Source organism: Nocardia sp. NPDC049526, assembly GCF_044465765.1.
GTDB lineage: Bacteria > Actinomycetota > Actinomycetes > Mycobacteriales > Mycobacteriaceae > Nocardia.
This window is the reverse complement of record NZ_JBITMA010000007.1, coordinates 185,574-210,054: the sequence shown is the minus strand read 5'-3', so window position 1 is coordinate 210,054 and position 24,481 is coordinate 185,574. Positions and strand designations below refer to the sequence as shown.

At 66.3% G+C, this 24,481-nt stretch carries 24 protein-coding genes; 11 read left to right on the top strand and 13 right to left on the bottom strand.

Going from position 1 to position 24,481, the window contains the following annotated elements:
• Window positions 1-11: 11 nt before the first annotated feature.
• From ACIBW7_RS22980 to ACIBW7_RS22970, 3 genes are all read right to left on the bottom strand, one after another.
• Window positions 12-479: a MarR family winged helix-turn-helix transcriptional regulator gene (locus ACIBW7_RS22980; RefSeq protein WP_397049401.1), complete on the bottom strand. Its 468-nt coding sequence runs from the start codon at window positions 477-479 to the stop codon at window positions 12-14.
• Window positions 480-614: 135 nt separating this feature from the next.
• Window positions 615-3,416, bottom strand: a complete 2,802-nt coding sequence (locus ACIBW7_RS22975) for an ATP-binding protein (RefSeq protein WP_397049399.1) — start codon at window positions 3,414-3,416, stop codon at window positions 615-617.
• Window positions 3,401-3,925: a hypothetical protein gene (locus tag ACIBW7_RS22970; RefSeq protein ID WP_397049397.1), complete on the bottom strand. Its 525-nt coding sequence runs from the start codon at window positions 3,923-3,925 to the stop codon at window positions 3,401-3,403. The genes ACIBW7_RS22975 and ACIBW7_RS22970 overlap by 16 nt, the downstream gene beginning before the upstream one ends.
• Window positions 3,926-4,372: 447 nt before the next feature.
• Here ACIBW7_RS22970 and ACIBW7_RS22965 point away from each other — a divergent pair, with 447 nt between their 5' ends.
• Window positions 4,373-5,338, top strand: a complete 966-nt coding sequence (locus tag ACIBW7_RS22965; RefSeq protein ID WP_397049395.1) for a helix-turn-helix domain-containing protein — start codon at window positions 4,373-4,375, stop codon at window positions 5,336-5,338.
• Between the two features lie 43 nt (window positions 5,339-5,381).
• A complete protein-coding gene (locus ACIBW7_RS22960) occupies window positions 5,382-6,329 on the top strand; it encodes a LysR substrate-binding domain-containing protein (protein WP_397049393.1) in 948 nt (315 codons plus the stop codon).
• Here the strand turns inward: ACIBW7_RS22960 and ACIBW7_RS22955 are convergent.
• A complete protein-coding gene (locus ACIBW7_RS22955) occupies window positions 6,281-7,183 on the bottom strand; it encodes a serine hydrolase (RefSeq protein WP_397049955.1) in 903 nt (300 codons plus the stop codon). The two genes, ACIBW7_RS22960 and ACIBW7_RS22955, sit on opposite strands and share 49 nt — an antisense overlap.
• Window positions 7,184-7,289: 106 nt before the next feature.
• On the opposite strand from ACIBW7_RS22955, the gene ACIBW7_RS22950 reads away from it, so the two are divergent.
• On the top strand, window positions 7,290-7,844 hold the full coding sequence (locus tag ACIBW7_RS22950; RefSeq protein WP_397049391.1) for a GyrI-like domain-containing protein: 555 nt from the start codon (window positions 7,290-7,292) through the stop codon (window positions 7,842-7,844).
• Window positions 7,845-7,865: 21 nt separating this feature from the next.
• Here the strand turns inward: ACIBW7_RS22950 and ACIBW7_RS22945 are convergent, their stop codons facing one another.
• The 4 genes from ACIBW7_RS22945 to mca all read right to left on the bottom strand — a co-directional run bounded on the left by ACIBW7_RS22945 (window position 7,866) and on the right by mca (window position 11,249).
• Complete coding sequence (locus ACIBW7_RS22945; protein ID WP_397049389.1) at window positions 7,866-8,432, bottom strand: TIGR03086 family metal-binding protein; 567 nt, start codon at window positions 8,430-8,432, stop codon at window positions 7,866-7,868.
• A 235-nt stretch (window positions 8,433-8,667) separates the two neighbouring features.
• A complete protein-coding gene (locus tag ACIBW7_RS22940; protein ID WP_397049387.1) occupies window positions 8,668-9,978 on the bottom strand; it encodes an FAD-binding oxidoreductase in 1,311 nt (436 codons plus the stop codon).
• 135 nt (window positions 9,979-10,113) lie between these two features.
• Window positions 10,114-10,383 carry a hypothetical protein gene (locus tag ACIBW7_RS22935; RefSeq protein WP_397049953.1) on the bottom strand — a complete coding sequence of 90 codons (270 nt, stop codon included), beginning with the start codon at window positions 10,381-10,383 and terminating at the stop codon, window positions 10,114-10,116.
• Window positions 10,383-11,249: a mycothiol conjugate amidase Mca gene (gene mca, locus ACIBW7_RS22930; protein WP_397049951.1), complete on the bottom strand. Its 867-nt coding sequence runs from the start codon at window positions 11,247-11,249 to the stop codon at window positions 10,383-10,385. Before mca ends, ACIBW7_RS22935 begins: the two co-directional genes overlap by 1 nt.
• A 142-nt stretch (window positions 11,250-11,391) precedes the next feature.
• Between mca and ACIBW7_RS22925 the strand changes: the two genes are divergently transcribed.
• Together ACIBW7_RS22925 and greA are read left to right on the top strand one after the other, a co-directional pair.
• The gene (locus ACIBW7_RS22925) at window positions 11,392-11,832 is read left to right on the top strand and encodes a DUF4307 domain-containing protein (protein WP_397049385.1); all 441 of its coding nucleotides are present in this window, start codon (window positions 11,392-11,394) and stop codon (window positions 11,830-11,832) included.
• 297 nt (window positions 11,833-12,129) lie between these two features.
• A complete protein-coding gene (greA, locus tag ACIBW7_RS22920) occupies window positions 12,130-12,624 on the top strand; it encodes a transcription elongation factor GreA (protein WP_040695247.1) in 495 nt (164 codons plus the stop codon).
• A 72-nt stretch (window positions 12,625-12,696) separates the two neighbouring features.
• Here the strand turns inward: greA and ACIBW7_RS22915 are convergent, their stop codons facing one another.
• Complete coding sequence (locus ACIBW7_RS22915; RefSeq protein ID WP_397049383.1) at window positions 12,697-13,842, bottom strand: cystathionine gamma-synthase; 1,146 nt, start codon at window positions 13,840-13,842, stop codon at window positions 12,697-12,699.
• Window positions 13,843-13,942: 100 nt separating this feature from the next.
• On the opposite strand from ACIBW7_RS22915, the gene ACIBW7_RS22910 reads away from it, so the two are divergent.
• On the top strand, window positions 13,943-15,118 hold the full coding sequence (locus ACIBW7_RS22910; protein ID WP_397049381.1) for an acyl-CoA dehydrogenase family protein: 1,176 nt from the start codon (window positions 13,943-13,945) through the stop codon (window positions 15,116-15,118).
• Between the two features lie 116 nt (window positions 15,119-15,234).
• Here the strand turns inward: ACIBW7_RS22910 and ACIBW7_RS22905 are convergent, their stop codons facing one another.
• Window positions 15,235-16,098, bottom strand: coding sequence for a hypothetical protein (locus tag ACIBW7_RS22905; RefSeq protein ID WP_397049379.1), 864 nt, complete (start codon window positions 16,096-16,098; stop codon window positions 15,235-15,237).
• Between the two features lie 606 nt (window positions 16,099-16,704).
• Between ACIBW7_RS22905 and ACIBW7_RS22900 the strand changes: the two genes are divergently transcribed.
• On the top strand, window positions 16,705-17,178 hold the full coding sequence (locus tag ACIBW7_RS22900) for a DUF4254 domain-containing protein (protein WP_397049377.1): 474 nt from the start codon (window positions 16,705-16,707) through the stop codon (window positions 17,176-17,178).
• A gap of 95 nt (window positions 17,179-17,273) precedes the next feature.
• On the opposite strand, the gene ACIBW7_RS22895 is transcribed toward ACIBW7_RS22900, so the two are convergent.
• Window positions 17,274-18,656, bottom strand: coding sequence for a cystathionine beta-synthase (locus ACIBW7_RS22895; RefSeq protein WP_397049375.1), 1,383 nt, complete (start codon window positions 18,654-18,656; stop codon window positions 17,274-17,276).
• Window positions 18,657-18,751: 95 nt separating this feature from the next.
• On the opposite strand from ACIBW7_RS22895, the gene ACIBW7_RS22890 reads away from it, so the two are divergent.
• From ACIBW7_RS22890 to ACIBW7_RS22880, 3 genes are all read left to right on the top strand, one after another.
• Window positions 18,752-19,225 (top strand): hypothetical protein, encoded by a 474-nt coding sequence (locus tag ACIBW7_RS22890; RefSeq protein ID WP_397049373.1) that lies wholly within the window; start codon window positions 18,752-18,754, stop codon window positions 19,223-19,225.
• Window positions 19,226-19,303: 78 nt separating this feature from the next.
• Window positions 19,304-20,194, top strand: a complete 891-nt coding sequence (locus ACIBW7_RS22885) for an SGNH/GDSL hydrolase family protein (RefSeq protein ID WP_397049371.1) — start codon at window positions 19,304-19,306, stop codon at window positions 20,192-20,194.
• Between the two features lie 69 nt (window positions 20,195-20,263).
• Window positions 20,264-21,484 (top strand): acetyl-CoA C-acetyltransferase, encoded by a 1,221-nt coding sequence (locus ACIBW7_RS22880; protein ID WP_397049369.1) that lies wholly within the window; start codon window positions 20,264-20,266, stop codon window positions 21,482-21,484.
• 60 nt (window positions 21,485-21,544) lie between these two features.
• Here ACIBW7_RS22880 and ACIBW7_RS22875 read toward each other — a convergent pair whose 3' ends face one another.
• Entirely contained in the window at window positions 21,545-22,390 is an 846-nt protein-coding gene (locus ACIBW7_RS22875) for a Bax inhibitor-1/YccA family protein (RefSeq protein WP_397049367.1), read from the bottom strand.
• 194 nt (window positions 22,391-22,584) lie between these two features.
• The gene (locus ACIBW7_RS22870; protein WP_397049365.1) at window positions 22,585-23,733 is read right to left on the bottom strand and encodes a methyltransferase; all 1,149 of its coding nucleotides are present in this window, start codon (window positions 23,731-23,733) and stop codon (window positions 22,585-22,587) included.
• Between the two features lie 128 nt (window positions 23,734-23,861).
• Between ACIBW7_RS22870 and ACIBW7_RS22865 the strand changes: the two genes are divergently transcribed.
• A complete protein-coding gene (locus tag ACIBW7_RS22865; protein ID WP_397049363.1) occupies window positions 23,862-24,440 on the top strand; it encodes a hypothetical protein in 579 nt (192 codons plus the stop codon).
• The last annotated feature ends 41 nt before the right edge of the window (window positions 24,441-24,481 follow it).

The following is a 24,481-nucleotide window of genomic DNA, read 5'->3' as shown; positions in this document are numbered from 1 at the left end:
ACCTGACTCTCTTACAAAACCGGCTGGTGCTCGTCGGTGCGGTGGATATGTGCGACGAGTGAGTTCCTGAGCTTGTGCACTGCCGCACATGCCTGCTCGGCCTCGTGTTCGTCCCAGTCCGCGAGGGCGGTCTGCAGGCCTGCGGCCCGTGAGGTCCGAACTCGTTGCAGCAGTTCGCATCCCGCGTCGGTGATCCGGACGAGGGAAGCACGACCGTCGGTTGGGTCGGCCTGCCTGCTGATGTATCCGGCGGCGACCAATTCGGCGACGTGCCTGCTCAATACCGACGCGCTGAGGCACAGGTCGACGGCCAGGTCCACCTGTCGGCACGGCCCTTTGACCTCGAGGGTGCCCAGCACCGCGACCCCACCGGGGAGCATGTCCCCTTCTTCGGGATGGATGAGGGCGAGGCGGATCGCCCGGCCGATCAGATACAGCTCCTTGATCAGGCTCTGCGCGGTATCGGGTGAGACTGCCATGCCGACTCCCAGCAGGAGGTTAATTGCTTGCAGTAAGCAACTATATATTGATTGCTTGCGCTAAGCAACTATTGGTCCGGCATCGGCAGGCGAAAGACAGATATCGACTCGAACAGGATCTCGGCGGGCGGCCGGTTACATATGCGGCATGCTCGCGGCGACCTCGCGCCGCGATCGCAGCCCGAGCTTGGCGAGGATGTTCGATACGTGGGACTCAACTGTGCGGCGCGACAAGAACATTTGCGCCGCGATATCGGAGTTGGTGCAGCCTTCGGCAACGAGCGCGGCTACCTTGCGCTCGGTATCGGTCAGCGCCGCCCAGCCGGATTTGGGCCGGTTGCGTCGACCGCGTACACCTCGCCGAATGTCGTACGGTCGCAGGCGCGCGACCGTACGGGCGGTGTCCCACGATGCGCCGAGGCGGCTGTAGATCCCGATCGCGGTGTCCAGCGAACGGCGGGCATCGACATCGCGTCCCGCAGCGGCGAGCAGCACGGCGGCGTTCTCGTGAGCCTGCGCTTGGTAGAGCAGCCGTCCGGACCGCCGGAAGGCCCGGGCCGCCGCCAACAGGCTATTGGAATCGCGCTCGGCCAGACCTCGACACAGTAGCGCTGTCCCGATCCTGGAGGCGGTCGGCTGTCGCGCTACGAGTTCGTCGGCACCGACCACTACCGACCGGGCCGCATCCGCATCGGCGAGGTCCGCGGCCAGTCGGGCGATATCCGGGAAGATGTAGTACAGCGTCGCCGCGGCCGAATGGTCGGCGAGTCGCTCATGGGTGTCGACGAGCAACTTCAAGGCGAGGTCCGGATGGCCGCGGGCCTCGTGCGTCAACGCCTTGGCCCACATATGCAGGTGCGCGTAGCCTGCGCTGCCCGCGAGGTCGTCCGCGATGGGAATACTGTCCACATCAGGCAGGAACGTGCCGCGGTGAATACCGATGAGCGCCGCGAGGCTACCCGCGACCGTCGAGTACCCGAGCACGTCCGGCGCCGCGCCGGCGCCGCATTCGGCCACCGCGTCATCCCAGCGACCGTTCAGCAGGTAGAGCCGTGCCTTGGCGACCAGGTTCGCGGACTGGGACACGCCAGGGACACGGTGGTTGTGCGCAATCGCCTGATTCAACACGTCTTCGGCATCCGTCAGGCGATCGAGCTCGATCAGACAAAGCGCCCGCAGCGCGTATGGATCGATTTGGTCCGGACCGGTACCGACGGTCGAGGCGATGGGTATCCGAGTGCTCAACTCCAGTGCCTCGATGAGATCGCCTCGGGTGTACCGGACCGCGCCCACGGCGCTGAGGCCGTACCCGATAGCGCGGGGATCCCCGCTGGATTCCCCCATCGCGATCGCAATTCGACCCGCTCGCTCGGCCGTATCGAACCGCTCGAGGAATACATTGTCCACCGCGTACATGCCGTGGAAGCGGCCCGCCGCCCCGACATCGAGATCCATTGTGCTCAGCGCCGTTTCGGCGATATCTACGGCATCGGCGATTCGGCCCCGGGCTCGGCAGGCCTGGGCGAGCAGCCAGCGCATTTCGATATCTTCGCCGTACTCCGACCGCGTCGAGAGCGCAACGCGCACTTCGGCCTCCGCCTCGGCAGCTCGACCGCTCCTCAGCAGTGCCTCGATATACCGGCGGATCAGCGGTGGGTTATCGGACTCCGTCGTCGCGCGCCGCAACAGCCGCACCGCCAGCTCGGGCGCTCTGAAAGCCAATTCATCGGCTACCGCTACCAGCCAGTCGACGCTGGTGTCATCGAGTTCGTAGTCGGCGACCGCCAGATAATGTGCGATCCGCTCGATTGACGCGTTGGTCGTCTGCAGTACCCGACCAGCCGTGCGCAGCAGACCAGCGCGCACCGTGGCAGGTAGCTGATCCGACAGCACCCGCCGGATCAAGTCATGCCGGAACACCACTTCGGAGTCGACAAGTGCGAGCACTCCGGTCGCCATCACATCACTGACGACACTCCATACATCCAGGAGAGAGCGGTCAAGAACCGCTGCCAATTCCGTGACGTCGACGACCGGGCCGAGCGCGGCGGCAGTCGCCAGCACGTGCCGGGTCCGGCGCGGCAGAAAGTCCAACCTCCGTGAAATCGCCTGCGCGAGTGTGGCGGACGGGCGCTGCCCGGCGACCGCCTCGGGGATGTCGGCGGTGTCGGCGAGCACCGTGATCGCCTGCTCACGCAGCAAGGCGGCCACCAATTCGGTGATGTAGCGCGGATTTCCGCTCGCACACGCCACCTCCCGCAACAACCCCGGGCCGGGGGTGGCACCGACGATATGCGACACCAATTCCGCCGCTGCCCCGGCGGATAACCCGCCGAGTCGTATCAGCGGGGCGCGGCATGCGAGGAGTTCAGCCGATAGTGCGGTGAACGCCGAGTCCTGAGGCTGTGGGCGGGCACCCAGCAGCAGCAGTAGCGGTAGCTCATCGATGCGGGTGCACAACCGCTGCAACACCGACACGCTCGACGCGTCGGCCCAGTGGACATCGTCCATGATCAGCGCGAGTGGGCCGGTAGCGCACCAGGTCTCGACGTCATCGAGGATCGCCTCGGCGACGACGATCTCATGCCTTGCCTCGGCGTCGCGCGCCCGAAAGTCGCGGTCGAGCAAGGCAGGGATCGGATCTGCGCCTGGCGTGTCGGCGTCGAGCCAGGAGCGCAGCGCGGCGAACGGGACGGTCTGCCGTAGTTCGGTGGCGGCCCCGAGCCGAATATGCAGGCCCGCCGCCACGCACCGCACCCTGGCCGCGTCCAACAGAGACGTCTTGCCGATACCTGGTTCGCCCGTCACCAGCACGACGGCCCCCCGCCCCGCGGCGACCCGTCCCGCGAGCGCCGCCAGCATCTCGATCTCGCCATCACGACCGATGACCACCGAGGTGCCGGATTCCGGGGATGGCCGGGTCAACGAACCTGGCATGCCAGAGCCCGATCACCGATTCCGACTGGATCCGGCACCACCTCGACATCCCCGGAGGGGGAGACGGCAACGGATGGCAAATCCCATTGTCGTGCCGATTTTTCGGCGCGGCAGGCGACATTCCATCCGAACGGCATCAGGTGGACACGTTCCCCGTATTGCCGCAGTTGCGCGGCAAGGTCCGAAAGCACGTCCAGTGTGTCGGCGATGTGGGTGAGGACATCGAGTGGATCGGCCTCCGGCGTGAACCGACTACCCGAGGTTGTGCAGTGCGGGATTCCGGCGATAACGATGTGGGCCGCCTCGCTGACGAGGCACAGGTACCGGATCGCGCGGACGGCCTCGGCGGTCAAGGGACAATCGCCAGGTTCGACGACGACTCGCACTACCAGGCAATCGACGAACCTCTGCGTCGACCCCACCGTCGCCGGGTCGACGGCTACGGCACAGGGGCCGGCCGCCACCAGGACATATTCGAAACTGCGCCAACGACTTCCGACGCCCCTCATCCAAGGGACCTCCCCCGCGGACGCTGCAGAAGGTCGGTCATGCCCGCGTCGGCACCTTCTGGTCGGCGACGCCGCAGAGGGTGTAACAGAGGCAGCGCCGATGTCAGCGGGTCGACAGTGTCATCCGCCAGCACCCGCCCCTGTCCGGTTCCATTGTCGCCGATCACGATTCTGCGCATATGAACTCCTGAATATCGTCCGCAACCAGCAGAATCGGGTCGGCGCCGATGGCCACACCGGCCGATCCTGTCCTCAGCTATCCGGACCGTATCCGCCGCCCGCGCAGACCCGCTTGTCCCGATGCGCATGAGCATTGTCCGAATGCGCAGACCTCGAAACCCGGCCATGCTTGCTCCACCGGTGATCCGGACGGTTCTGCACTAGGCTCTTCCAGAGTTGGGGCCGTCGCCCGGGCCACCGATGATCGTCGAATCGGAGGCGATATTGATGAACCAACCGGTTATCGCCGACTCCACCACGACAAGTGTGGTGGATCCACATGAGCGAGCCGAGTACTGGGCCGATCTGATCAGCACATACCACTGTCGGCTCGGCTACAGATTCCCGAGCAGCACCGACTTCCAAGGGCACACGCAGCTGCGGCGAACCGACGCCTACCAGCTCGTCGGGTGGAAATCGGATGCTGTCACCTACCTTCGCAACCCGAGCCATATCCGCGCCGACCCCGATGACGACTACCGGCTGATCGTTCCGTTGACCGGGCGACTGTCCTTCCGCACCGACGACGGGTACGGGATCCTTGCCCCGGGAACAACGGCCCTGGTTTCCGTCGACCGCCCCTACGCGATGTCCATGTCCGACGGCACGCGCGGGATGATCATCACCATTCCGCGCAAGGAGATCAACCATCGCCTCAACCGCGTCGTTCCACCCGACCACCCGCTGGATCTCACGACCGGGCTCGGGCGGGTGACCGACGGTATACTCCGCGGCCTGCACAGCGAATCCGCCGCACTCACCGATCTCCAATTCGACAGCGTCTCCGAACGGCTGGTGGATCTGCTCTGCATGCAGATCCTCGGCGAACCGGCGAACTCGCCCACCCAGCTCGCCCATGTAGAAGCGACCGCTCGCCGGTATATCCACGACCGTGCCGGAGATCCGGACCTCAACGGCACGCGCGTCGCCGTTGCGCTCGGCTGGTCACTGCGGCAAATTCAACTGGCGTTCAGCAATGCCGGAACCACGCCCAGCGATGTCATCCGGGAAGAACGCCTGCGACTGGCGCGCGACCGCCTGCGCAGCCCCGCCTACCAGCATCGAAGTATCACCGATATCGCATCGGACCTCGGCTTCGGTTCGATGAGCAGCTTCAGCAAGGCCTTCCGCCGTCGCTTCGACGCCACACCCGGCCAGTTCCGCGAGGACCTGCGGGCCGCATCCGACGGCTGATTTCAGCAGCTATCGGCTAGCACGGTCACGCTATCGTCGCTGCGTGGACTCCCTGCGCCAGCTGCGGTACTTCGTCGCCGTCGCCGAAGAACTGCATTTCGGGCGGGCCGCCGAACGCCTCGGCATCGCACAGCCGCCGCTGAGCCAGCGCATCCGCAAACTCGAGCAGGATCTCGGCGCACGGCTCTTCGACCGGGACAGCCGGCGTGTCGAACTCACCGAGGCGGGCCAGATCCTGCTCGTGGAAGCCCGCGATCTGCTCGCCCGCTGGGACCGCGCGCAACGGCTGGTGGGCAAGGCGCATCGGGGTGAGATCGATGCGCTGCGGGTCGGTGTCCCACCCGAACTGGCCGGGCGGGTGCTCGCGGCGATCCTCACCGCATTCGAAAGCCGTGACGTCCAAGTCGATCTACAGGAACTGACCACCGCTGAGCAGATCCGACTGCTCGCCGACCGCCAACTCGATGCCGGACTGCTGCAACATCCGGTCGATGTGGTCGGCCTCGAGCTCGGCCCCGAGGTGGAAACACCACTCGGCGTGGTGCTGCCACGCGACTCGCCGCTGGCCACGCGCTCCGCACTCACCCTCGCCGACCTGGCCGGACTCGGTCTGGTGATCTTTCCGCGGGCCGCCGCGCCCGGACTCTACGACGCGACCCTGCGCACCTGCTGGGAGCACGGCTTCCGACCCACCCGCGTCCAGCACGCCCGCAACCCCGAATTCGTGCTCGGCATGGTGCTTTCCGGCCGCGGCATCGCCTTCGATCAGGGCATGGTCGCGCAAAAGGAACCGCGCGTCGTCTGGCGACCGCTGACCGGTGCACTGAGCTGGCGACTCTCGCTGGCTTGGCCGGCCGCGGCGCCGCATCCACTGGTCCGGGAGCTGGCCGAGTTGATCGTGACGGTCATCCAGGGCGACGGCGCGTCGCGGCCCGCACCCGCTCAGGAGGTAGCGCAGCGGCCGTGGAATGTCGTATTCGGCCGATCGTGACGGATGCGGTGAATCGCCAGCCGCGCGGCCTCGCCGATCGCATGATCCACCTCGGGCAATCGCTGGGCCAGCGTATCCGCCCTGGTGAATACCGCTACGGCATAACGACTTCCACCGGGATAGGCCACCACCCCGATCTCATTGCGAATGGCGGGCAGTGATCCGGTCTTGCCCCACACCGACACCTCGGACGGGAACGCCGCGGCGAGCCGGTGCCAGTTGAGCTGCTGGCCCATCAGCTCGCGCACCCACCGGCACGCGGCGGGCTGGGCCGCGCGGTCCTGGCCGAGCAGGGTGAGCAGCCGGGTCATATCGCGCGGCGTGCTCGCGGTCGTGCGCAGCGGGTCCATGGCCCGGGTGGCGAGCACTTCCGACACGCTCAGGGTCGGGAAGCGCCGCGCGAATTCGGCGGTATCGGATGCGCCGATATCCTCAGCCATGGTCTGCACGACATACCTGGGCGAGCCGACGATCCGCGTCTCGGTGAGCCCCAATTCGCGCACCAGCGAGCGCACATTGTCCAGGCCGACGCGATCGAAGAGCAGGTCGGCGGCGGTGTTGTCGCTCACGGTCAGTGCGAAGAACGCCGCATCGCGCAAGCTGAACTCGACATCGTCCAGACATCCGGCGGTGCCGACGCCACCGAGCCGGTCCGCCGCGCTCGCCCGCACCCGATCGGTCGGGTCGAGCTGACCCGCGACCACCTGACGCGCGAACTCCAGCACCAACGGCACCTTCACCACCGACGCCAGCACCACCGGTTCATCGGCGCCGAGCCCGACCTCACCGGCGCAATCGAAACATCGGGCGTGCACCCAACCGCGCACACCGGCTTTACGGAAGATCTCCTCCACGACTGCCAAACTTCCACACCGGACTGCTCCGAGTCAGCTTGACTCTCCCGCCGATGGAGGGTTCACGCTCGTCACCGTCCGAGATTTCGATACCGAAGGGCTCACGATGAAACTCGATCTGGCCAAGAGCGACCCGCACTACTACGACGCCACCCGGGAACCCGAACTGCGTACCTTCGACACCTACGGCTATCTGACGGTCACCGGCTTCGGCGCACCCGGCGGCGAGCGGTACACCGAGGCGGTGCAGACGCTGTACCGAGCCGCGTACGGCGCCAAGAAGATCGCCAAGGCGGACGACCAGGATTTCGTGGTGCCGAAGCTGGAGGGCCAGTGGTGGGTGAACTCCGACGAACCGCCACTGTCGGTGCCGCGCGAGCAGTGGCAGTGGCAGCTGATGATCCGCATGCCCGAGGTGGTCACCGCGGAGATGGTGTCCGGTGCGACGTTCGAGCGGTTGACCGAGGGGGTGGCGATCCAGGTCATGCATATCGGACCGTATGCCACCGAACCGGAGACGCTGGCCAGGATGGAAGCGTTCATGACCGCCGAGGGGTTGCTCATGAACGGCCGCCATCACGAGATCTACCTCTCGGATCCGCGCAAAACCCCCGGCGCGAATACCCGTACGATCCTGCGTCATCCCGTGCGTCGCGCCTGAGATCTACTCTGCGGCAAGCGGTTACCAGGCTCGTCCGAGATAGCCGAGCAGCCGACGGTGCGCGGGCGCGTCCGCGGGTACCGTAACCTCCTCGTCGAATATCCCCGGCTTGCGGAAACCGTCGAGTCCGCCCATGGCGTGCATGGTGGTCAGCAGTTCGGCGCACAGTTCGTCATCGGCGAGGTCGGGGCGATCGATGGCCACCGCGATATCGACGCCGTGCGCGACGACCTCGGTGAGATGGACCATGGCGGCCGCCGGGCCGGGGAGTTCGCCGAGTGCCATGCGCACGGTGCCGGTCAGGGCGTCGGGGCGATGCCAGGCGGCGCGGTCCACCTCGGCGGCCGCGGCGAACGCGCCCTGCGGGTCGATGCCGAGCCAGTCGTCCTCGAGTCCGGCACCCGCATCGGTCCCGCTCACCCCCGCCGCGAACCGGTGCATATTGCCGACGGCGTGATTGAGCACCGCGTGCACATCCCAGTCCTGACATGGCGTCGGCGCCGCGAGCCGATCGCCGTCGACGGCGGCGACCACGATCGCACCCGTCATATCCAGTGCACGGTCGATCTGTCCGATCACATTGTCCATGGGCATCCTTCGCTCGAAGCGTCAGCAGAAGAGGTAGCACAACCGGGTGACATCCAAACTCGATCCAACGCCGCCCGGATAACGGAATCCAGCACGACAAGGACCCAAAAGGGTTGCGCCGATTCCTTTCCGGATCGAATGCACCGAGATGTGAACGGCCTTATCCAATTCCGCCCAGCAGTGCGGACCGCCAGCCGCTAGGGCCGACGGTCCGCAGTGACGAATGCGAAATCCGTTATCCGAGAACCGGATAGTTGGCGCGGATCAGCGACCGCGGATCGCGCGCCCGCTTGATCTCCCGCAACCGCGCCAATGTCGACGAGTCGAATGCCGCGGCTGCCGTCTCCTCCGGAGTGAGGAAGGTGTAGGGCTTGAGCCCGCTGATGTGCGCACCGATCGCATCGACGATCTCGGCCCGCCGGGCCTTGACCGCGTCGGCGATATGCGGAAGTCCGAGTCCCAATGCGTAGAGCAGATAGGGCTCGGTGACCGGTCCGCGCGCGCCACCGTCCACGCCCGCCCTGGCGAATGCGCCGCCGAGATGACGGATCTGGATATCGACCAGCGGCGCGACCGGCTCGTCCAGCAGGGTCTTGACGACCGCGTCGCCGAGGTCGGTGAGCAGTTCGGCGCGGGAGAGGGATGGGCTGGGATCGGTTGGTTCCGCGGTGATTTCGCCGAGATTCGCCACCGACAGCGCGCCGCGCTTATCGGCGAGCGGCCCGTCGATCGCGTCCAACCGGGTCAGCAGGGACCGACCGACCTCGGGATCGCCGAGGTAGGTGACATCCACCGCGACCATCGGCGGCGCATCCAGGAACTGGAACCGGTGGAACCACACCGACAGTTCGTCGGGTGCGTCGGCGGTGATCTCCTGGAATGCTTCGAAGACTTCCGCCGTGCGCGCACCGTGCCACATCACCCGCCCGCCGTAGAGTCCCGGCGCCGGGAAGAGGTCGAATTCGATTGCGGTTACCACCGCGAAATCGCCGCCGCCGCCACGCAACGCCCAGAACAGCTCCGGATCATTCGCGGCGGTCACCCGAGTTCGTGCGCCCTCGGCGTCGACGATCTCGAAGGCGCGCACCGCATCCGAGGCCCAACCGTGCTTGCGGCCGAACCAGCTCAGCCCGCCGCCGAGCGTGTATCCGGTGACGCCGACCACCGGATTGCTGCCTGCGAGTCCGGTGAGTCCGTGCGCTGCGGCCGCGGCCTGCACCGAGCCCCAGTTCGCGCCCGCGCCGACCTTCGCCACCCGCCGCTCGGCATCGATCTCGACACTGTCCAGTCCCCCGGTGCGCAGCAGGATCGCGTCCTCCACCCCGCCCGCGGCGCCGTGCCCGGTCGGCTGCGCGATCACCGGCACCCCCGTTCGACGAGCGTGTGCCACGGCCACCGCGACGTCATCCGCGTCGCTGGCCCGCACCACCGCGGCGACCGGCTGGGTGACCGTCAAGGTCCACGGCCGCGCCGCCGCCTCGAAGCCCGCGTCACCGGGCACCAGCACCCGGCCGGATAGTTCAGCGCGCAGATCCTCGAATGTCATTGGTATGTCCTCACTTCGCAGCTGTGCCCGAAAGCACCTGCGGCCCGTGGATCGTGCCGCGACTACCCCAATGACGAAACAGGAGCGGCAAATGTAACAGCGGCCGCCCGAGATTCTCGGACGGCCGCTGCGAAATCAGGTTTTATCAGGCCCTTCGTCGGACTCGACGTCCTTCCTGTCGAGCCGGGCGATACCGGGTTCGGTGCCCTCGTCGGCCGCCTGATCCGGTTCCGGATGTTCGGGCTCGAAGGTCGCGGGCAGGCCCTTGATATGCCGGTTCATCGACCGCACCAGCAGGATGGTCCCGGCGAGCAACACCAGAATGATCACCAGACCGAGCGGCGACGCCTTGCCGAATTCGGGTCCGGTGGGCGTGCCGGGAGATTGCGCGAGGAGAACCAACATCACCGGTGCTCGTCTTCGATACCGGCGAACAGATCGGTCTCCGGCCGCGCGGAGTCGACCCTGGACTTGGCCAGTTCGAACTCCTCGGTCGGCCACAGCCGCTGCTGCATTTCCATCGGAATCGCGAAGAACGCGCCGTTGGGATCGATCTGGGTGGCATGCGCGCGTAGAGCGTCATCGCGCTGCGGGAAGTACTTGGCGCACTCGATCTGGGTGGTCACCCTGGTCATGCCGTCCGGACGGCCCTGCCGGTAGGCGCGCGTCCGTTCCAGCCACTCCTGCAGCGGAAACGGCTCACCGATCCGCTCGTATTCGGCGGCGAAGACATCCAAGCGGGCCATGGTGAAACCGTGGTCGTAGTAGATCTTCAGCGGCTGCCACGGCTCGCCCGCATCCGGGAAACGCTCCGGATCGCCCGCCGCGTCGAACGCGGCCATCGACACCTCGTGGCAGCGGATGTGATCGGGATGCGGATAGCCGCCGTTCTCGTCATAGGTGGTCATCACATGCGGCTTGAATTCGCGCACCACGCGGACCAGCGCCTCGACGGCTTCTTCCAGCGGGACCAGCGCGAAGCAGCCCTCGGGTAGCGGCGGCAGCGGATCGCCCTCGGGTAGGCCGGAGTCGACGAAACCGAGCCAGGTCTGACGCACACCGAGCGCGGCGGCCGCGGCCTCCATCTCCTCGCGCCGGATCTCGTCGATCCGCTCCAACACGCCGGGGGTGTCCATCGCAGGGTTGAGGATGCTGCCGCGTTCGCCGCCGGTCAGCGTGACGATGAGGACATCGTGGCCCTCGTCGGCATACCGTGCGGTCGTCGCGGCACCCTTGCTGGATTCGTCGTCGGGGTGCGCATGAACCGCCATGAGCCGAAAGCCACTCACGTCTCGTTCACCTCATCAACCACCGTCATACCTCGTACTCTCCGCCGCCGGGGTCCGATCTGCCTGTCCCTATAGTTCCATTCGACAGACTTTTGTTCCGACGTACCCCCCGGAGTGAGACGGCATGAGTGAAACGCCCGGTGACACGCCGATCGAGCGACGTGCCGACCGGTACGGAACCACGCCACGCCCGACGCGCCGCTGGATTCCGTTCGCACTCGGCGCGGTCGTGCTCGTCGCGGGCCTCGGGGTCGCCTACGTGGGCTTCCAGAAGTACGGACCGGAGGATATCGACGCCGAACAGCTCGGTTACACCGTCGTCGACGACTCGACCATCTCGGTCCATCTCAAGGTCACCCGCAAGGATCCGCAGCAGCCGGTGGTGTGTTTCGTCCGCGCGATGGCCAGGGACGGGTCCGAATTGGGCCGCCGCGAGGTGCTGATCGAACCGTCCGGCAGCGGCACCATCGAGCTGACGACCACCGTGCGCGCCTCTGCCCGGCCGGTGTCGAGCAGCATTTACGGCTGCAGCGATGATGTGCCGAAGTATCTGCGGGCGGGCTGATTCCGGGCAATACGCCACTGAGCGGTCTGCAAAATGAACGCCGACCTGCATGTTTGTGATTCATGCTAAAATAGCGTGATACACGGTTCCGGGGCTCGGAGCCGTGTTTGCTGCATTGGCGGCCAGCGCTGTCAGTTCCGGGTTAGTGAGTTTGCCGGACCTGAGGCCTGTCGGGGTTCGATGAACTTCCCCAGGATGGCACTAGCCGTCGGCTGGTGCGTGCCCGCCCCCTGTGGGCACTGCAGCGGATCAGGGAACCCGGCCTCGGCCGGGAACAACTACTAGGGAGTGATCGAGATGACTGAGACGCAAGTGACTTGGCTGACCCCGGAGTCGCACGACAGGCTCAAGGGTGAACTCGACGCGCTCATCGCCAATCGTCCGGTCATCGCCGCCGAGATCAACGAGCGCCGCGAAGAGGGCGACCTCAAGGAAAACGGCGGATATCACGCCGCGCGTGAAGAGCAGGGTCAGCAGGAAGCGCGCATCCGGCAGCTGCAGGAGCTGCTGAACAACGCCAAGGTCGGCGTCGCGCCCACCAAGTCCGGCGTCGCATTGCCGGGTTCGGTCGTCAAGGTCTATTACGACGGTGACGAATCCGACACCGAGACCTTTCTCATCGCAACCCGCGAAGAGGGTCTCAACGATTCCAAGCTCGAGACCTACTCGCCGAATTCGCCGCTCGGTGGCGCGCTCATCGATGCGAAGGTCGGCGACACCCGTGAGTACACGCTGCCCAACGGCAAGACCATGAAGGTCACGCTGGTCAGCGCCGAGCCGTACCACAGCTGATCTCAGGCCCGAAGCCATGAAGAACGGCCGCATCCGGAAAGTACGGATGCGGCCGCTCTTCGTTTCCATAATCTAGTTCGCCAGTGCCTGTTCGACGTCGGCCAGCAGATCGCTGACGTCCTCTATGCCGACCGAGAGCCGGACCAGATCGTCCGGCACCTCGAGCTGCGAACCAGCGGTGGAGGCGTGCGTCATGGCGGCCGGATGTTCGATCAGCGATTCCACGCCGCCGAGCGATTCGGCGAGGGTGAAGATCTTGGTGCGCGAGCACAACTCGTGCGCGGCATCTTTGCCGCCGTTGAGCCGCACCGAGATCATGCCGCCGAAGCGCTTCATCTGCTTATCGGCGATGGCGTGGCCCGGATGCTCGGCCAGACCGGGGTAGATGACCTGTGAGATGGCCGGATGCCTGGTCAGGAATTCGGCAATGGTTTCGGCGTTGTCGCAGTGCCGATCCATCCGCACCGCGAGGGTTTTGGTGCCGCGCAGGGTGAGGTAGGCGTCGAACGGGCCGGGCACCGCACCCGCACCGTTCTGCAGGAAAGCGAATGCCGCATCGAGTTCCGGATCGTTGGTGATCAACGCACCGCCCACGACATCGGAGTGTCCGCCGAGGTACTTGGTGGTCGAATGCGTGACGATATCGGCGCCGAGCAGCAGCGGCTGCTGCAGGTACGGCGTGGCAAAGGTGTTGTCCACCACCAGTTTCGCGCCCGCGACATGCGCGACCTCGGCGAGCGCCGGAATATCACCGATGCTCAGCAGCGGGTTGGTGGGGGTTTCGATCCAGATCAGCTTGGTGTTGGGGCGGATCGCTGCGCGCATCTCGTCGACATTGAATACATGCGCGGGCGAATGCTCGATGCCCCACTGGCTGAACACCTTGTCGATCAGCCGGAAGGTGCCGCCGTAGGCGTCGTCCGGGATGACGATGTGGTCACCGGGGCGCAGCGTCGCCCGCAGGGCACAGTCGGTGGCGGCCATGCCGGAGGCGAATGCGCGTCCGTAGCGGCCCGATTCGAGCGCGGCGAGGTTCGCCTCGAGCGCGGTCCTGGTCGGGTTGCCGGTGCGGCCGTATTCGTAGCCTTCGCGCAACCCGCCCACCCCGTCCTGGGCAAACGTCGAACTCGCGTAGATGGGCACGTTCACCGCACCGGTCCGCGCTTCGGGTTCGTATCCGGCGTGCACGGCTCTGGTGGAGAATCCCAGCTCACTCATGGGGTCAGCCTAAACCCGGGCGATCGGCGGGCTATCGGCCGGATCATCTGTTGTGACCCGATCCCGGCTTTCGCGACGGCGACGGCGGTAGGTTGAGCTCATGCTGAGCGTTGATGAACTGTTCGCGATCGATGCCCTGTTGACCGAGGACGAGCGCGAGATCCGCGATACCGTCCGCACGTTCGCGAATCATCGGCTGCGGCCGCAGATCGCGGAATGGTTCGAGGCCGGGACATTCCCGGCCCGTGAGCTTGCGCCGGAACTCGGCAATATCGGGCTGCTCGGTATGCACCTGGACGGCTACGGATGCGCGGGCCTGTCGGCGACCGCCTACGGTCTGGCCTGCCAGGAGCTCGAGGCGGTCGATTCGGGTGTGCGCAGCATGGTTTCGGTGCAGGGTTCACTGGCCATGACCGCGATCCACAAGTTCGGCTCCGAGGAGCAGAAGCAGCAGTGGCTGCCGGATATGGCGGCCGGGCGCGCGCTCGGCTGCTTCGGACTCACCGAACCGGATTTCGGCTCGAATCCGGGTGGCATGCGGTCCAGGGCCAAGCGCGACGGCACCGACTGGGTGCTCAACGGCTCCAAAATGTGGATCACCAACGGATCGGTGGCCGATATCGCGGTGGTGTGGGCGCAGACCGAGGACGAGGGCAGGCAGGTGGTGCGCGGCTTCCTGGTCCCGGCGGACGCGCCCGGATTCACCGCGCGCGAGATGCATCACAAGTTGTCGTTGCGCGCGTCGGTGACCGCGGAGCTGGACTTCGACGACGTGCGGCTGCCCGCCGATGCGGTGCTGCCGCAGTCGCGCGGACTGAGTTCCCCGCTCGCGTGTCTGAGCGAGGCGCGGTTCGGTATTATCTTCGGCGCGCTCGGCGCGGCGCGCGACTGTCTGTCCGCGACCATCGAGTACGCGCGGACCAGGGAGGTATTCGACAAGCCGCTGGCCGCCTACCAGCTGACCCAGGCGAAGCTCGCCGATATGGCGCTCGAGTACGGCAAGGGCCAGCTGCTCGCGCTGCAGGTCGGCAGGTTGAAGGATCGTGGCGAGGTGCTGGCCGAGCAGATCAGCGCGGGCAAGTTGAACAGCACCCGGGAGGCCATCGCCATCGCCCGCGAATGCCGGACCATCCTCGGCGCCAACGGCATCACACTGGACTATCCGGTGCTGCGGCATGCCAACAATCTCGAGTCGGTGCTCACGTATGAGGGCACGGCCGAGGTACATCAGCTGGTGCTCGGAAAGGCGCTCACCGACTCGAATGCGTTTCGGTAACAAACCTCGCCCGCACGATTGGCCTCTCGACATTCGCCGCCAACAGCGCATGGTGACCACTCGTCCAACCCGGTGACAGCCGCTGGCCCGGCCCGCGGTGGGCGTCGGGGAGGGAGTCAGCGCATGTCGCGGGGGTCGTCGTATCGCATGTATTCCCCGGTCCGGGAGAAGCCGCCCTGGTGCGAGTAGTCGTCTTGGATGGCGTCTGTCCAGCCTTGGCCGCGAGCGGCTTGCTGGTCCATCCAGATTTGTTCGCGGACGGCGTCTTCGCGGCCGCGCTGGTAGGCCTGGGCGTGGCCCCTGACGGCGGGCATTTCGCTTTCGAGATCGCTCATCCAGCCTTCCCAGCGCTGCTGCATGGGACGGATCATGCCGCCGCCGTCGACCACCAGGATGCCGCCGCTGGTGGCGAGCACGGCAATGAGGATCGGCATGGTTACCGAGGTCGCCACCCCGACCTGGTCGAGTGCGGCGACGATGCCGGCACCCCAGATGAATACCGCCCCGATCCGGCCGATCATTGCCCCATAGGACAGGCCACCGAGCATATTCGTGACCATTTCGCGCACGCCGTGCGCGATGGCGCCGGCGACCACCACGATGACGATCGCGACAGCGGCTTCGGGCAGCCAGGAGACGATGCCACTGAGCGTCGCGCTGACCGGATTCGGGCCGAACACCCCGAAGCCGAGTTGCAATGCGATCAGCAGGATCGCGTAGTAGGCGAGTTTCGCCAGCAGATCCGAGGCGTCTTTGCTGCTGCGGGCGAGCATCTGCTCGAGACCGCCGCGGTCGACCAGTCGGTCGAAGCCGACCCGATCCAGCACGCGAACCACGATCGCGGCGACCATCTTCGCGATGATCCAGCCGATGAGCATGATGACCAGGAATCCGGCCAACTTGGGGAGAAATGTCGCGATAGAGCTCCAAGCGTCGGAGAACCCTGTCTGGAAATCGCTAGCCGGACTGGACGTGTGCACGGCCCTTCCCTTCGCTATCCGATTACGCCGAGGCGGTTTGCCGAAACGGCTTCGAGGCCGGTTATACACCGCGCCCACCACCCGGATTGCCTATTTGCGAAGAATTTGCCACGTTCGGACAATCGGGGCACAACAGTCAGGCATTGTCCGATATATTCCCAGCCACCCATGTGCCGAACCCGCACTCGGATCAGCCGCAACGGACGCGCGCCACTATGAACCGTCCATAAAGTTGCGAATTCCGAGAGAGGATGCGGCGGCGAGATAGGGTGCGGCAGTCGGGAGACCGTCCAGTCAGCCGTACTGCCGCCGGATGCCCGATGCCCGATGCCCGATGCCCGATGCCCGATGCCCGATGCCACGAATCCTGGTGTACGACCGGCACATTCACCATTGCGGACTGGTCGGCCTAGTTTCACAACGCGAATTACACCGTGTAGAGAACATTGTTACTGCCTGTCATCGCTGTGCCATCTCGACGTCACCGAATTGCCAAGGGACGAGGCGCAAGCTGTATCGCATCGAAATGTACGTGGAGGTACACGATGCACGCGCTCTTATCCGACCCCGCCGTCCGGTTGATCTCGATCCCGTTGGGAGCCAGTCATGTTCGTGCGTAGTAGCGCCCCGATCATCGGGGGCGCGAGAGCGCTGCCGGATCAGCGTGAATTGGTCGCCGCCTTCGGCGGACATCCGGTTGAGCCTGCTCGGGAGCATCCGCTCATTCCGCTGGCACACGCACTCGCGGACCTGCACCGGCAGCGGCACGGCGATCCGCTCGCGACTGCCGGAATCGATTGCCGCCGAGCCGAACTCGTCTCCGCCATCGATACCTGGGTGATCACCCGGGTGCCGCAGCGGCGCTCGACCGCACATATCCGCGCCGAATCCATCGGCGCGACCATGGATCGAATGGCCGCCGCCTACGTCCACGCCAGCCACCTACTGCATACCGCCGAAAAGGTCGCCGACGACCGCGTCCACGCCGCCTGGTACCGCCTCGCCCTACTCGCCGACCACTGGACCGACCTCATCATCGGTGCCGCCCAGGACAACTCGCGCCCCCGCCGAACCGCGTAGCGCGATCAAGATCAGGTGGCACTGATGGCGGTGGCTTCTCGACCGATGCCGCCATGACTGCCACCTGATCTTGATCCAGTGGTTGCGCGACGGAGTTAGATCGAGCCTGTGCTGAGGAAGCCGAGTAGGTCGTGGCGGGTGATTACGCCTACGGGCTTGCCGTCCTCGACCACCATCAACGCATCGGTATCCGACAACGCCTTGGTCGCGGCCGAAATCAGCTCACCCGAGCCGATCAGCGGGAACGACGGGCTCATATGCTGGGCAACCGAATCCGTCAGTTGCGCACGGCCTTCGAAGACCGCCGACAGCAGATCCCGCTCGGTCACGCTGCCCGCAACCTCGCCCGCCATCACCGGCGGCTCGGCGCCGACGACCGGCATCTGCGAAACCCCGTACTCGCGCAGGATCTCGATCGCATCGCGCAGGGTCTCCGACGGGTGGGTGTGCACCAGATCCGGCAGTGCACCCGACTTGCCGCGCAGCACATCGCCGACCAGCGGCTCCGCCGCGCCGTCCATCCGATCACGGAGGAAGCCGTATGAGCTCATCCACTGGTCGTTGAAGATCTTGGACAGGTAGCCGCGGCCGCCGTCGGGCAGCAGTACGACCACGATCGCATCCGGATCACGTCGGGCGACCTCGATGGCCGCGATCACCGCCATACCGCAGGAGCCGCCGACCAGCAGGCCCTCCTCGCGCGCGAGCCTGCGGGTCATATCGAAGGAGTCGGCATCGGAGACGGCGATGATCTCGTCCGGCACGGCCGGGTCGTAGGCCGAGGGCCAGAAGTCCTCACCGACACCCTCGACCAGATACGGCCGACCGGTGCCGCCGGAGTACACCGACCCCTCGGGATCGGCGCCGACGACCTGCACCTTGCCGCCGGAGACTTCCTTCAGGTACCGACCGGCGCCGGTGATGGTGCCGCCGGTACCGACACCGGCCACGAAGTGGGTGACCTTGCCGTCGGTATCGCGCCAGATCTCCGGGCCGGTGGTCTCGTAGTGGCTGTCCGGACCGCCCGGGTTGGAGTACTGGTCCGGCTTCCACGCGCCATCGATCTCGCGGACCAGCCGGTCGGAGACGCTGTAGTAGCTGTCCGGGTGGTCCGGGGGCACCGCGGTCGGGCACACCACGACTTCGGCGCCATAGGCACGCAGCACGTTGCGCTTGTCCTCGCTGACCTTGTCCGGGCAGACGAATACGCACTGGTAGCCGCGCTGCTGTGCGACCAGCGCGAGCCCGACACCGGTATTGCCGGAGGTCGGCTCGACAATGGTGCCGCCCGGCCGCAGTGCACCGGAGGCCTCGGCCGCCTCGATCATCTTCACGGCGATGCGGTCTTTGGAGCTACCGCCCGGATTCAGATATTCGATCTTGGCCGCGACAATGCCTGCGTTGGGGCCCACCACCGAGTTCAATCGAACCAGCGGCGTATTGCCGATGAGGTCAACGACGTGATCAGCGATGCGCATGCCCCCTATCGTTGCAGAAGGGGTCGGTATCTGTGCGCGCGCGTCTAGCCCGACAAATCGCACATGACGGTGATCACTTCCCTAGGATCGCAAATATGAAGCAGCCGAACATCGCTCGCGCCGCGACAGTTCTGGCCGGAGCGGCAGTGGCCGCCGGAGTCGTCGGGGCTGCCCCCGCCCAGGCCGCGACCGTGCAGTTCCCGCAGGTGCCGACGCTGGCGCGCGGCGGCCTCTGCTGGACGACCATCCGCACCTGGGCCGACACCAGCGCGCAGTGGCCGGGCCGGGCCGTCCTCAATGTGCGCGCGGATCCGGCGGTGGGGCTCGGCCCCGGTGACTATCCGCTGGCCCCGCTGTGTGAGGTCCGCACCACCGTCGCGTGGCGCAATCTGAACACCGGCGCGACGGGCAGCTACGACAACAACGTGGTAACCGGCCTCTACGGCAGCATTCAGTACGCCCTGTTCCAGGACACCGGTCCGGGACGCGTCGAGGTCACCGTCACCACCGACACCGCGAGCGTCCCCGCGCACGGGTGGTTCGACGTTCCCGACGCCCCGCCGGCCTGAGCCCGAACACATTCCTGCGACGAATTCGACGCGCCCGCCCGGCTGCCGTAGCGGCGTGAAATCGGTAAATTCGTTCGGGTGAGTGCTCCTCGCATCGGATGGAAGACCGCGGCAGTGACGAGTGCCGCAACCGTATTGGCCGGTTCCGGCGCCGGGACCGCATGGTGGGCAACGTATCGGCTGCTCATGGCACAGGCCGGGGTCGCGCGCGGGGTCATCGGGCGCGATACCTCGAAACCGCCCCAGGCCGACGGCATCTACACCGCGGGCTGCCTCGCGCCGCAACCGTGGCGCACCGGTCTGCATGCCGATGTGCATCTGATGGTCTTCGGCGATTCCACCGCGGCCGGGGTCGGCTGCATATCACCCGAGGAAGTCCCCGGCGTGCGCATCGCCCGCGGCCTCGCCGAGACCACCGGACAGCGAATCCGGTTGAGTACCAAGGCCATATCCGGTGCGACCTCGAAAGGGCTGGCCGGACAGGTCGACGCGATGTTCATCGCCGGACCGCCACCGGATGCGGCGGTCATCCTCATCGGCGCCAACGATGTCACCAAGAAGCACTCCATCCGCGCCTCCGCGCACCGGCTCGCCGCCGCGGTGGCCCGCCTGCGCCGTGCCGACAGCATCGTGGTGGTCGGCACCTGTCCGAATCTCGGCACCGTCGTGGCAATTCCGCAGCCGCTGCGGACCGTGGTGCGTAACTGGAGCATCCGCTTGGCCCGAGCCCAATCGGTCGCGACCACGATGGCCGGTGGTATCCCGGTGGCAATGGGTGACCGGCTCGCCTCGGAGTTCCGTGCCGCACCCGAGCAGCTGTTCTCCGAGGACGGATTCCACCCTTCGGCGGCGGGTTACGCACTGGCGGCCGCGCTGCTGCTCCCCGTCCTGATCGAGGCACTCGAGGACGCGACCCCGGGTTCCCGCCCAATAGGACGCGACGTAGATTCGATTCGAACGCACAAGTAACAAACGGTTCGAAGACCGCGTTTCGGACACCGTCCTGGCGCACCCTGACCGTCCAACAAAGGAGTCCTCATGCCCGAGGCCGTCATCGTCTCCTACGCTCGCTCGCCGATCGGCCGCGCCGGAAAAGGCTCGCTGGTGAGCATGCGGCCGGACGACCTCGCAGCCCAGATGGTCCGCGCGGCCCTGGACAAGGTTCCCGGCCTCGACCCCACCCAGATCGACGATCTGATCCTGGGCTGCGGCCAGCCCGCCGGTGAGGGCGGTTTCAACATGGCCCGCAACGTGGCCGTGCAACTCGGCTACGACACCCTGCCCGGCGTCACCCTGAACCGCTACTGCTCCTCCTCGCTGCAGACCACCCGGATGGCCTTCCACGCCATCAAGGCCGGTGAGGGCGACGTGTTCATCTCCGCCGGTGTCGAGACCGTGTCGCGGTTCCCGAAGGGCACCGCCGACGGCTGGCCGGACACCCACAACCCGGAGTTCGCCGAGGCCGAGGCCCGCACTGCCAAGCGCGCCGAAGGTGGCGCCGACCTGTGGACCGATCCGCGTGCGGCCGGCATCCTGCCCGACGTCTACATCGCCATGGGTCAGACCGCCGAGAACGTCGCCCAGTACACCGGCATCACCCGTGAAGATCAGGACCATTGGGGCGTGCGCTCGCAGAACCGCGCCGAGGAGGCCATCAAGGCCGGCTTCTTCGAACGGGAGATCACCCCGGTGACCCTGCCCGACGGCACCGTCGTCACCACCGACGACGGCCCGCGCGCAGGCACCACCTACGAGAAGATCTCGCAGCTCAAGCCGGTGTTCCGCCCGGACGGCACCATTACCGCCGGTAACGCCTGTCCGCTCAACGACGGTGCTGCCGCGCTGGTCGTCATGAGCGACACCAAGGCCAAGGAGCTGGGCCTGACCCCACTGGCACGCATTGTCGCCACGGGTGTCTCGGGCCTGTCCCCCGAGATCATGGGCCTCGGCCCGATCGAGGCGGTCCGCAAGACCCTGAAGACCGCCAAGATGACCATCGACGACCTCGACCTGTACGAGATCAACGAGGCATTCGCCGTCCAGGTCCTCGGTTCCGCCCGCGAGCTGAACATGGACCTCGACAAGCTGAATGTGTCCGGTGGCGCCATCGCCCTCGGCCACCCGTTCGGCATGACCGGTGCCCGCATCACCGCCACCCTCATCAACAACCTCCAGACCCACGACAAGCAGTTCGGCCTGGAGACCATGTGCGTCGGCGGCGGCCAGGGCATGGCCATGGTCATCGAGCGCCTGAGCTAGTTTCCGCGGAACGCAAAGGCGGCCACCGGGATTCCGGTGGCCGCCTTCGTGTTGACAGGGCTAGTCGTTGTTGAAGTAGCTCAGCAGGCGCAGGATTTCGATGTAGAGCCAGACCAAGGTGACGGTCAAGCCGAGGGCGACGCCCCAGGCGGCCTTTTCCGGGGCTTGGGCGCGGATGAGCTGGTCGGCGGCGTCGAAGTCGAGCAGGAAGCTGAATGCGGCGACCGCGATCACGACCAGGCTGAAGACGATGGCGAGGGGGCCGCCGTCACGCAGGCCGAGGCCGCCGTCGATGAAGAAGCTGGCAATCAGGTTGCCGACGATCAGGACCAAGATGCCGATCATCGCGCCGAAGATCATTCGGGTGAAGCGCGGGGTCACGCGGATCGCACCGGTCTTGTAGACCACGAGCATGCCCGCGAACACGCCGAAGGTGCCGAGCACCGCCTGCGCGATCATGGCACTGCCGCCGACGCCACCGAATTCGATATTGGTGAACATGAACGACAGCGCGCCGACGAACAGACCCTCGAAGACCGCGTACAAGAGCACGACGACCGGGTTGTCCATCTTTCTGGCGAAGGTCGCGACCAGCACCAGCACGAATCCGATCAGACCACCGCCGATGACGAACAGCGGCGCCAGCGAGGTGTTCGCGTTCGTCAGGCCGTAGGAGATGATCGCCGAGAGCGCGAGCACACCGAGTGTGATGGCGGTCTTGGTGACCACATCGTCGATGGTCATGGCCCGGGTCGCCGGGGCCTGCTGATACTGGGGGTACTGCGGGTACTGGCCGTACTGCTGGGTCGTCTGGCCCGCGCCCGTCACCCCTGACCCGAAGTTGGCATAGCCACTGCCCTCTTGCCGAGGAAGTTGACGAAAAACCGGATTGCTAGTGGTGCGCACCGTGAATGCCTTTCTGGAGTCGTGGCTCACGTCGCCGTGGCCGGCCGCTAGCGACTGCTTGCAGGTCGCTCGAAAAGATCAGTCCCGAGCCGTCTCATGCGAGCCGGTCGCTCGATATCCAACTAGGTTGTCCAACGTCTATCGACCCGGCCGAGTTCCCGAGCGACCCTTCGGTACGGACAATTCGGACTCTACTACCGCTGGACGTCGCGCAGCCCACGCACGGATCGCGTCACCGTGAATTTCCGATTGCGGCCGATCACTTCGGTCTGCCCGACCATCCGCTGGACGACGCCGCGATAGTTCAGATGTGAGTTGTAAACCGTCCACAGTTCACCGCCGGGGCGCAGCACCCGACCGGTTTCGGCGAACATCTTGATCGCCGATCCGGTATGCACGGCGGCGCCGACATGGAACGGCGGATTGCACAGCACCAGATCGGCGCTGTTGTCGGCGGCCGAGGACATGGCGTCGTCGCGCACCACGGTCACCTGATCGGCGACACCGTTGACCTCCGCCGTCGCCCGCGCCGACGCCACCGCGGCGGCCGACTGATCGGTGCCGACCACCCGGATGCCGGGCCGGGACTTGGCCAGCGCAACCGCCAGAATGCCGGTGCCGCAACCGAGATCGATGGCATCGCGGGCATCGGGCTTCATCCACTTGAAGTGCTGCAACAGGAATCGGGTTCCGATATCCAATTTGGCGCCGGAGAACGCCGCGCCGTGCGCGACCACGTCGATATCAATATCGTCGATTCGCTCGCACACCGGAAATGGCGGCGCGGCAACAGGTTTCGGCCCGCTCACCAATAGCGTGCGGGACTTCTGGCGCCCCCGGCTCGCGCGCACCTGCGTGAACGATTCGGCCAGTACATCGTTCATGGATTTGGTCAGATATTTGTCGCGCCCGCCCGCGAATACAGTCACCTCGGGATCCGCGTAGCGGGCGATGGCGTCGGCGACCTCGGTCAGTCCGGCGAGCATGCGGGGTAGTCGCAGCAGCACGACCTTGGCGTCGGCGAGCAACTCTTTGGAAAGCGGGTGTGCGGTATAGCGATCCGCGAGACCGAGCGCGCGGGCATTGTTGGCCAACGCGAGTTCGCCGGTGAGCAGGTCCTGATGGACACGGATATCGCGCAGATCGTGTCCGGCGATCGCGCCGAGGGTGAGCGCGCCGTAGGCGTCGCCGATCACAGCGATCCGGCCGCTGCCAGCGACATCGATGGCAGCGGCGGCGGCGTCGAGAATCAGCCGGTCGGCGGCATCGACGGCGTAGAGGTTCAGCGCCTCCACATCCGGGTACCGCCGCAGCCGGCCAAGCACATCCTCGACATCTCCCACACCTCAAGTGTGCTAGATCGTTGCCGATGGATCGCGTCCGCCCCGGCATGTCGGCGACACTCCGGTCTCAAACACCGGGTCATCGCAAATCCCCGACGGCGCGAACCGCGGCCAATACCATCAGCAACATGCGTAACAGGATGGCGCTGTTGGTCGCCGCCGCGGCGACGGTGCTCGTCGGCTGCGGCGACGGCGGGTCCAGCTCGAACACCACGACCACCGCGCCGACCACGACCGGCACATTCACCGATGCGCCCGACACCGCACCGCGCGATGCGGGGCCCAAGCGCGGGACTCCGTCCACCGACGCGGGCGTGACCGTATCCGGCATCCGGATCGGGCACCATGCGGGCTTCGATCGCGTGGTCTACGAACTCGGCGGTGCGGGCACGCCCGGCTGGATCGTGCAGTACACCGCGCAGGCCATCCAGGACGCCAGCGGCAAGGTCGTCGATGTCGCGGGCCGTTCGATTCTGGAGGTCCAGATCACCGGGTCGGCGTATCCGTTCGACAATGGCGTGACGCCGTATTCGGGTCCCGATCCGGCCACCGATCCCAGTGCGCCGGTAGTCGCGGGGGTGTACCGGAGCGGGGTCTTCGAGGGCACGACCCAATCGTTCATCGGGGTGAATACCGATCGCCCGGCCTTCGAGGTCAGCACCCTGACCAATCCCACTCGGCTGGTCATCGATATCGCGAATACCTAGCCCGTGCCCGATACGGCCAGGGGGTATCAGCGGGCGACGCC

Coding starts and splice junctions, on each gene's coding strand:
- ACIBW7_RS22980 (WP_397049401.1), bottom strand. CDS start 479: ATGGCAGTCTCACCCGATACCGCGCAGAGCCTGATCAAGGAGCTGTAT.
- ACIBW7_RS22975 (WP_397049399.1), bottom strand. CDS start 3,416: ATGCCAGGTTCGTTGACCCGGCCATCCCCGGAATCCGGCACCTCGGTG.
- ACIBW7_RS22970 (WP_397049397.1), bottom strand. CDS start 3,925: ATGAGGGGCGTCGGAAGTCGTTGGCGCAGTTTCGAATATGTCCTGGTG.
- ACIBW7_RS22965 (WP_397049395.1), top strand. CDS start 4,373: ATGAACCAACCGGTTATCGCCGACTCCACCACGACAAGTGTGGTGGAT.
- ACIBW7_RS22950 (WP_397049391.1), top strand. CDS start 7,290: ATGAAACTCGATCTGGCCAAGAGCGACCCGCACTACTACGACGCCACC.
- ACIBW7_RS22945 (WP_397049389.1), bottom strand. CDS start 8,432: ATGGACAATGTGATCGGACAGATCGACCGTGCACTGGATATGACGGGT.
- ACIBW7_RS22940 (WP_397049387.1), bottom strand. CDS start 9,978: ATGACATTCGAGGATCTGCGCGCTGAACTATCCGGCCGGGTGCTGGTG.
- ACIBW7_RS22935 (WP_397049953.1), bottom strand. CDS start 10,383: ATGTTGGTTCTCCTCGCGCAATCTCCCGGCACGCCCACCGGACCCGAA.
- mca (WP_397049951.1), bottom strand. CDS start 11,249: ATGGCGGTTCATGCGCACCCCGACGACGAATCCAGCAAGGGTGCCGCG.
- ACIBW7_RS22925 (WP_397049385.1), top strand. CDS start 11,392: ATGAGTGAAACGCCCGGTGACACGCCGATCGAGCGACGTGCCGACCGG.
- greA (WP_040695247.1), top strand. CDS start 12,130: ATGACTGAGACGCAAGTGACTTGGCTGACCCCGGAGTCGCACGACAGG.
- ACIBW7_RS22915 (WP_397049383.1), bottom strand. CDS start 13,842: ATGAGTGAGCTGGGATTCTCCACCAGAGCCGTGCACGCCGGATACGAA.
- ACIBW7_RS22910 (WP_397049381.1), top strand. CDS start 13,943: ATGCTGAGCGTTGATGAACTGTTCGCGATCGATGCCCTGTTGACCGAG.
- ACIBW7_RS22900 (WP_397049377.1), top strand. CDS start 16,705: ATGTTCGTGCGTAGTAGCGCCCCGATCATCGGGGGCGCGAGAGCGCTG.
- ACIBW7_RS22895 (WP_397049375.1), bottom strand. CDS start 18,656: ATGCGCATCGCTGATCACGTCGTTGACCTCATCGGCAATACGCCGCTG.
- ACIBW7_RS22890 (WP_397049373.1), top strand. CDS start 18,752: ATGAAGCAGCCGAACATCGCTCGCGCCGCGACAGTTCTGGCCGGAGCG.
- ACIBW7_RS22880 (WP_397049369.1), top strand. CDS start 20,264: ATGCCCGAGGCCGTCATCGTCTCCTACGCTCGCTCGCCGATCGGCCGC.
- ACIBW7_RS22865 (WP_397049363.1), top strand. CDS start 23,862: ATGCGTAACAGGATGGCGCTGTTGGTCGCCGCCGCGGCGACGGTGCTC.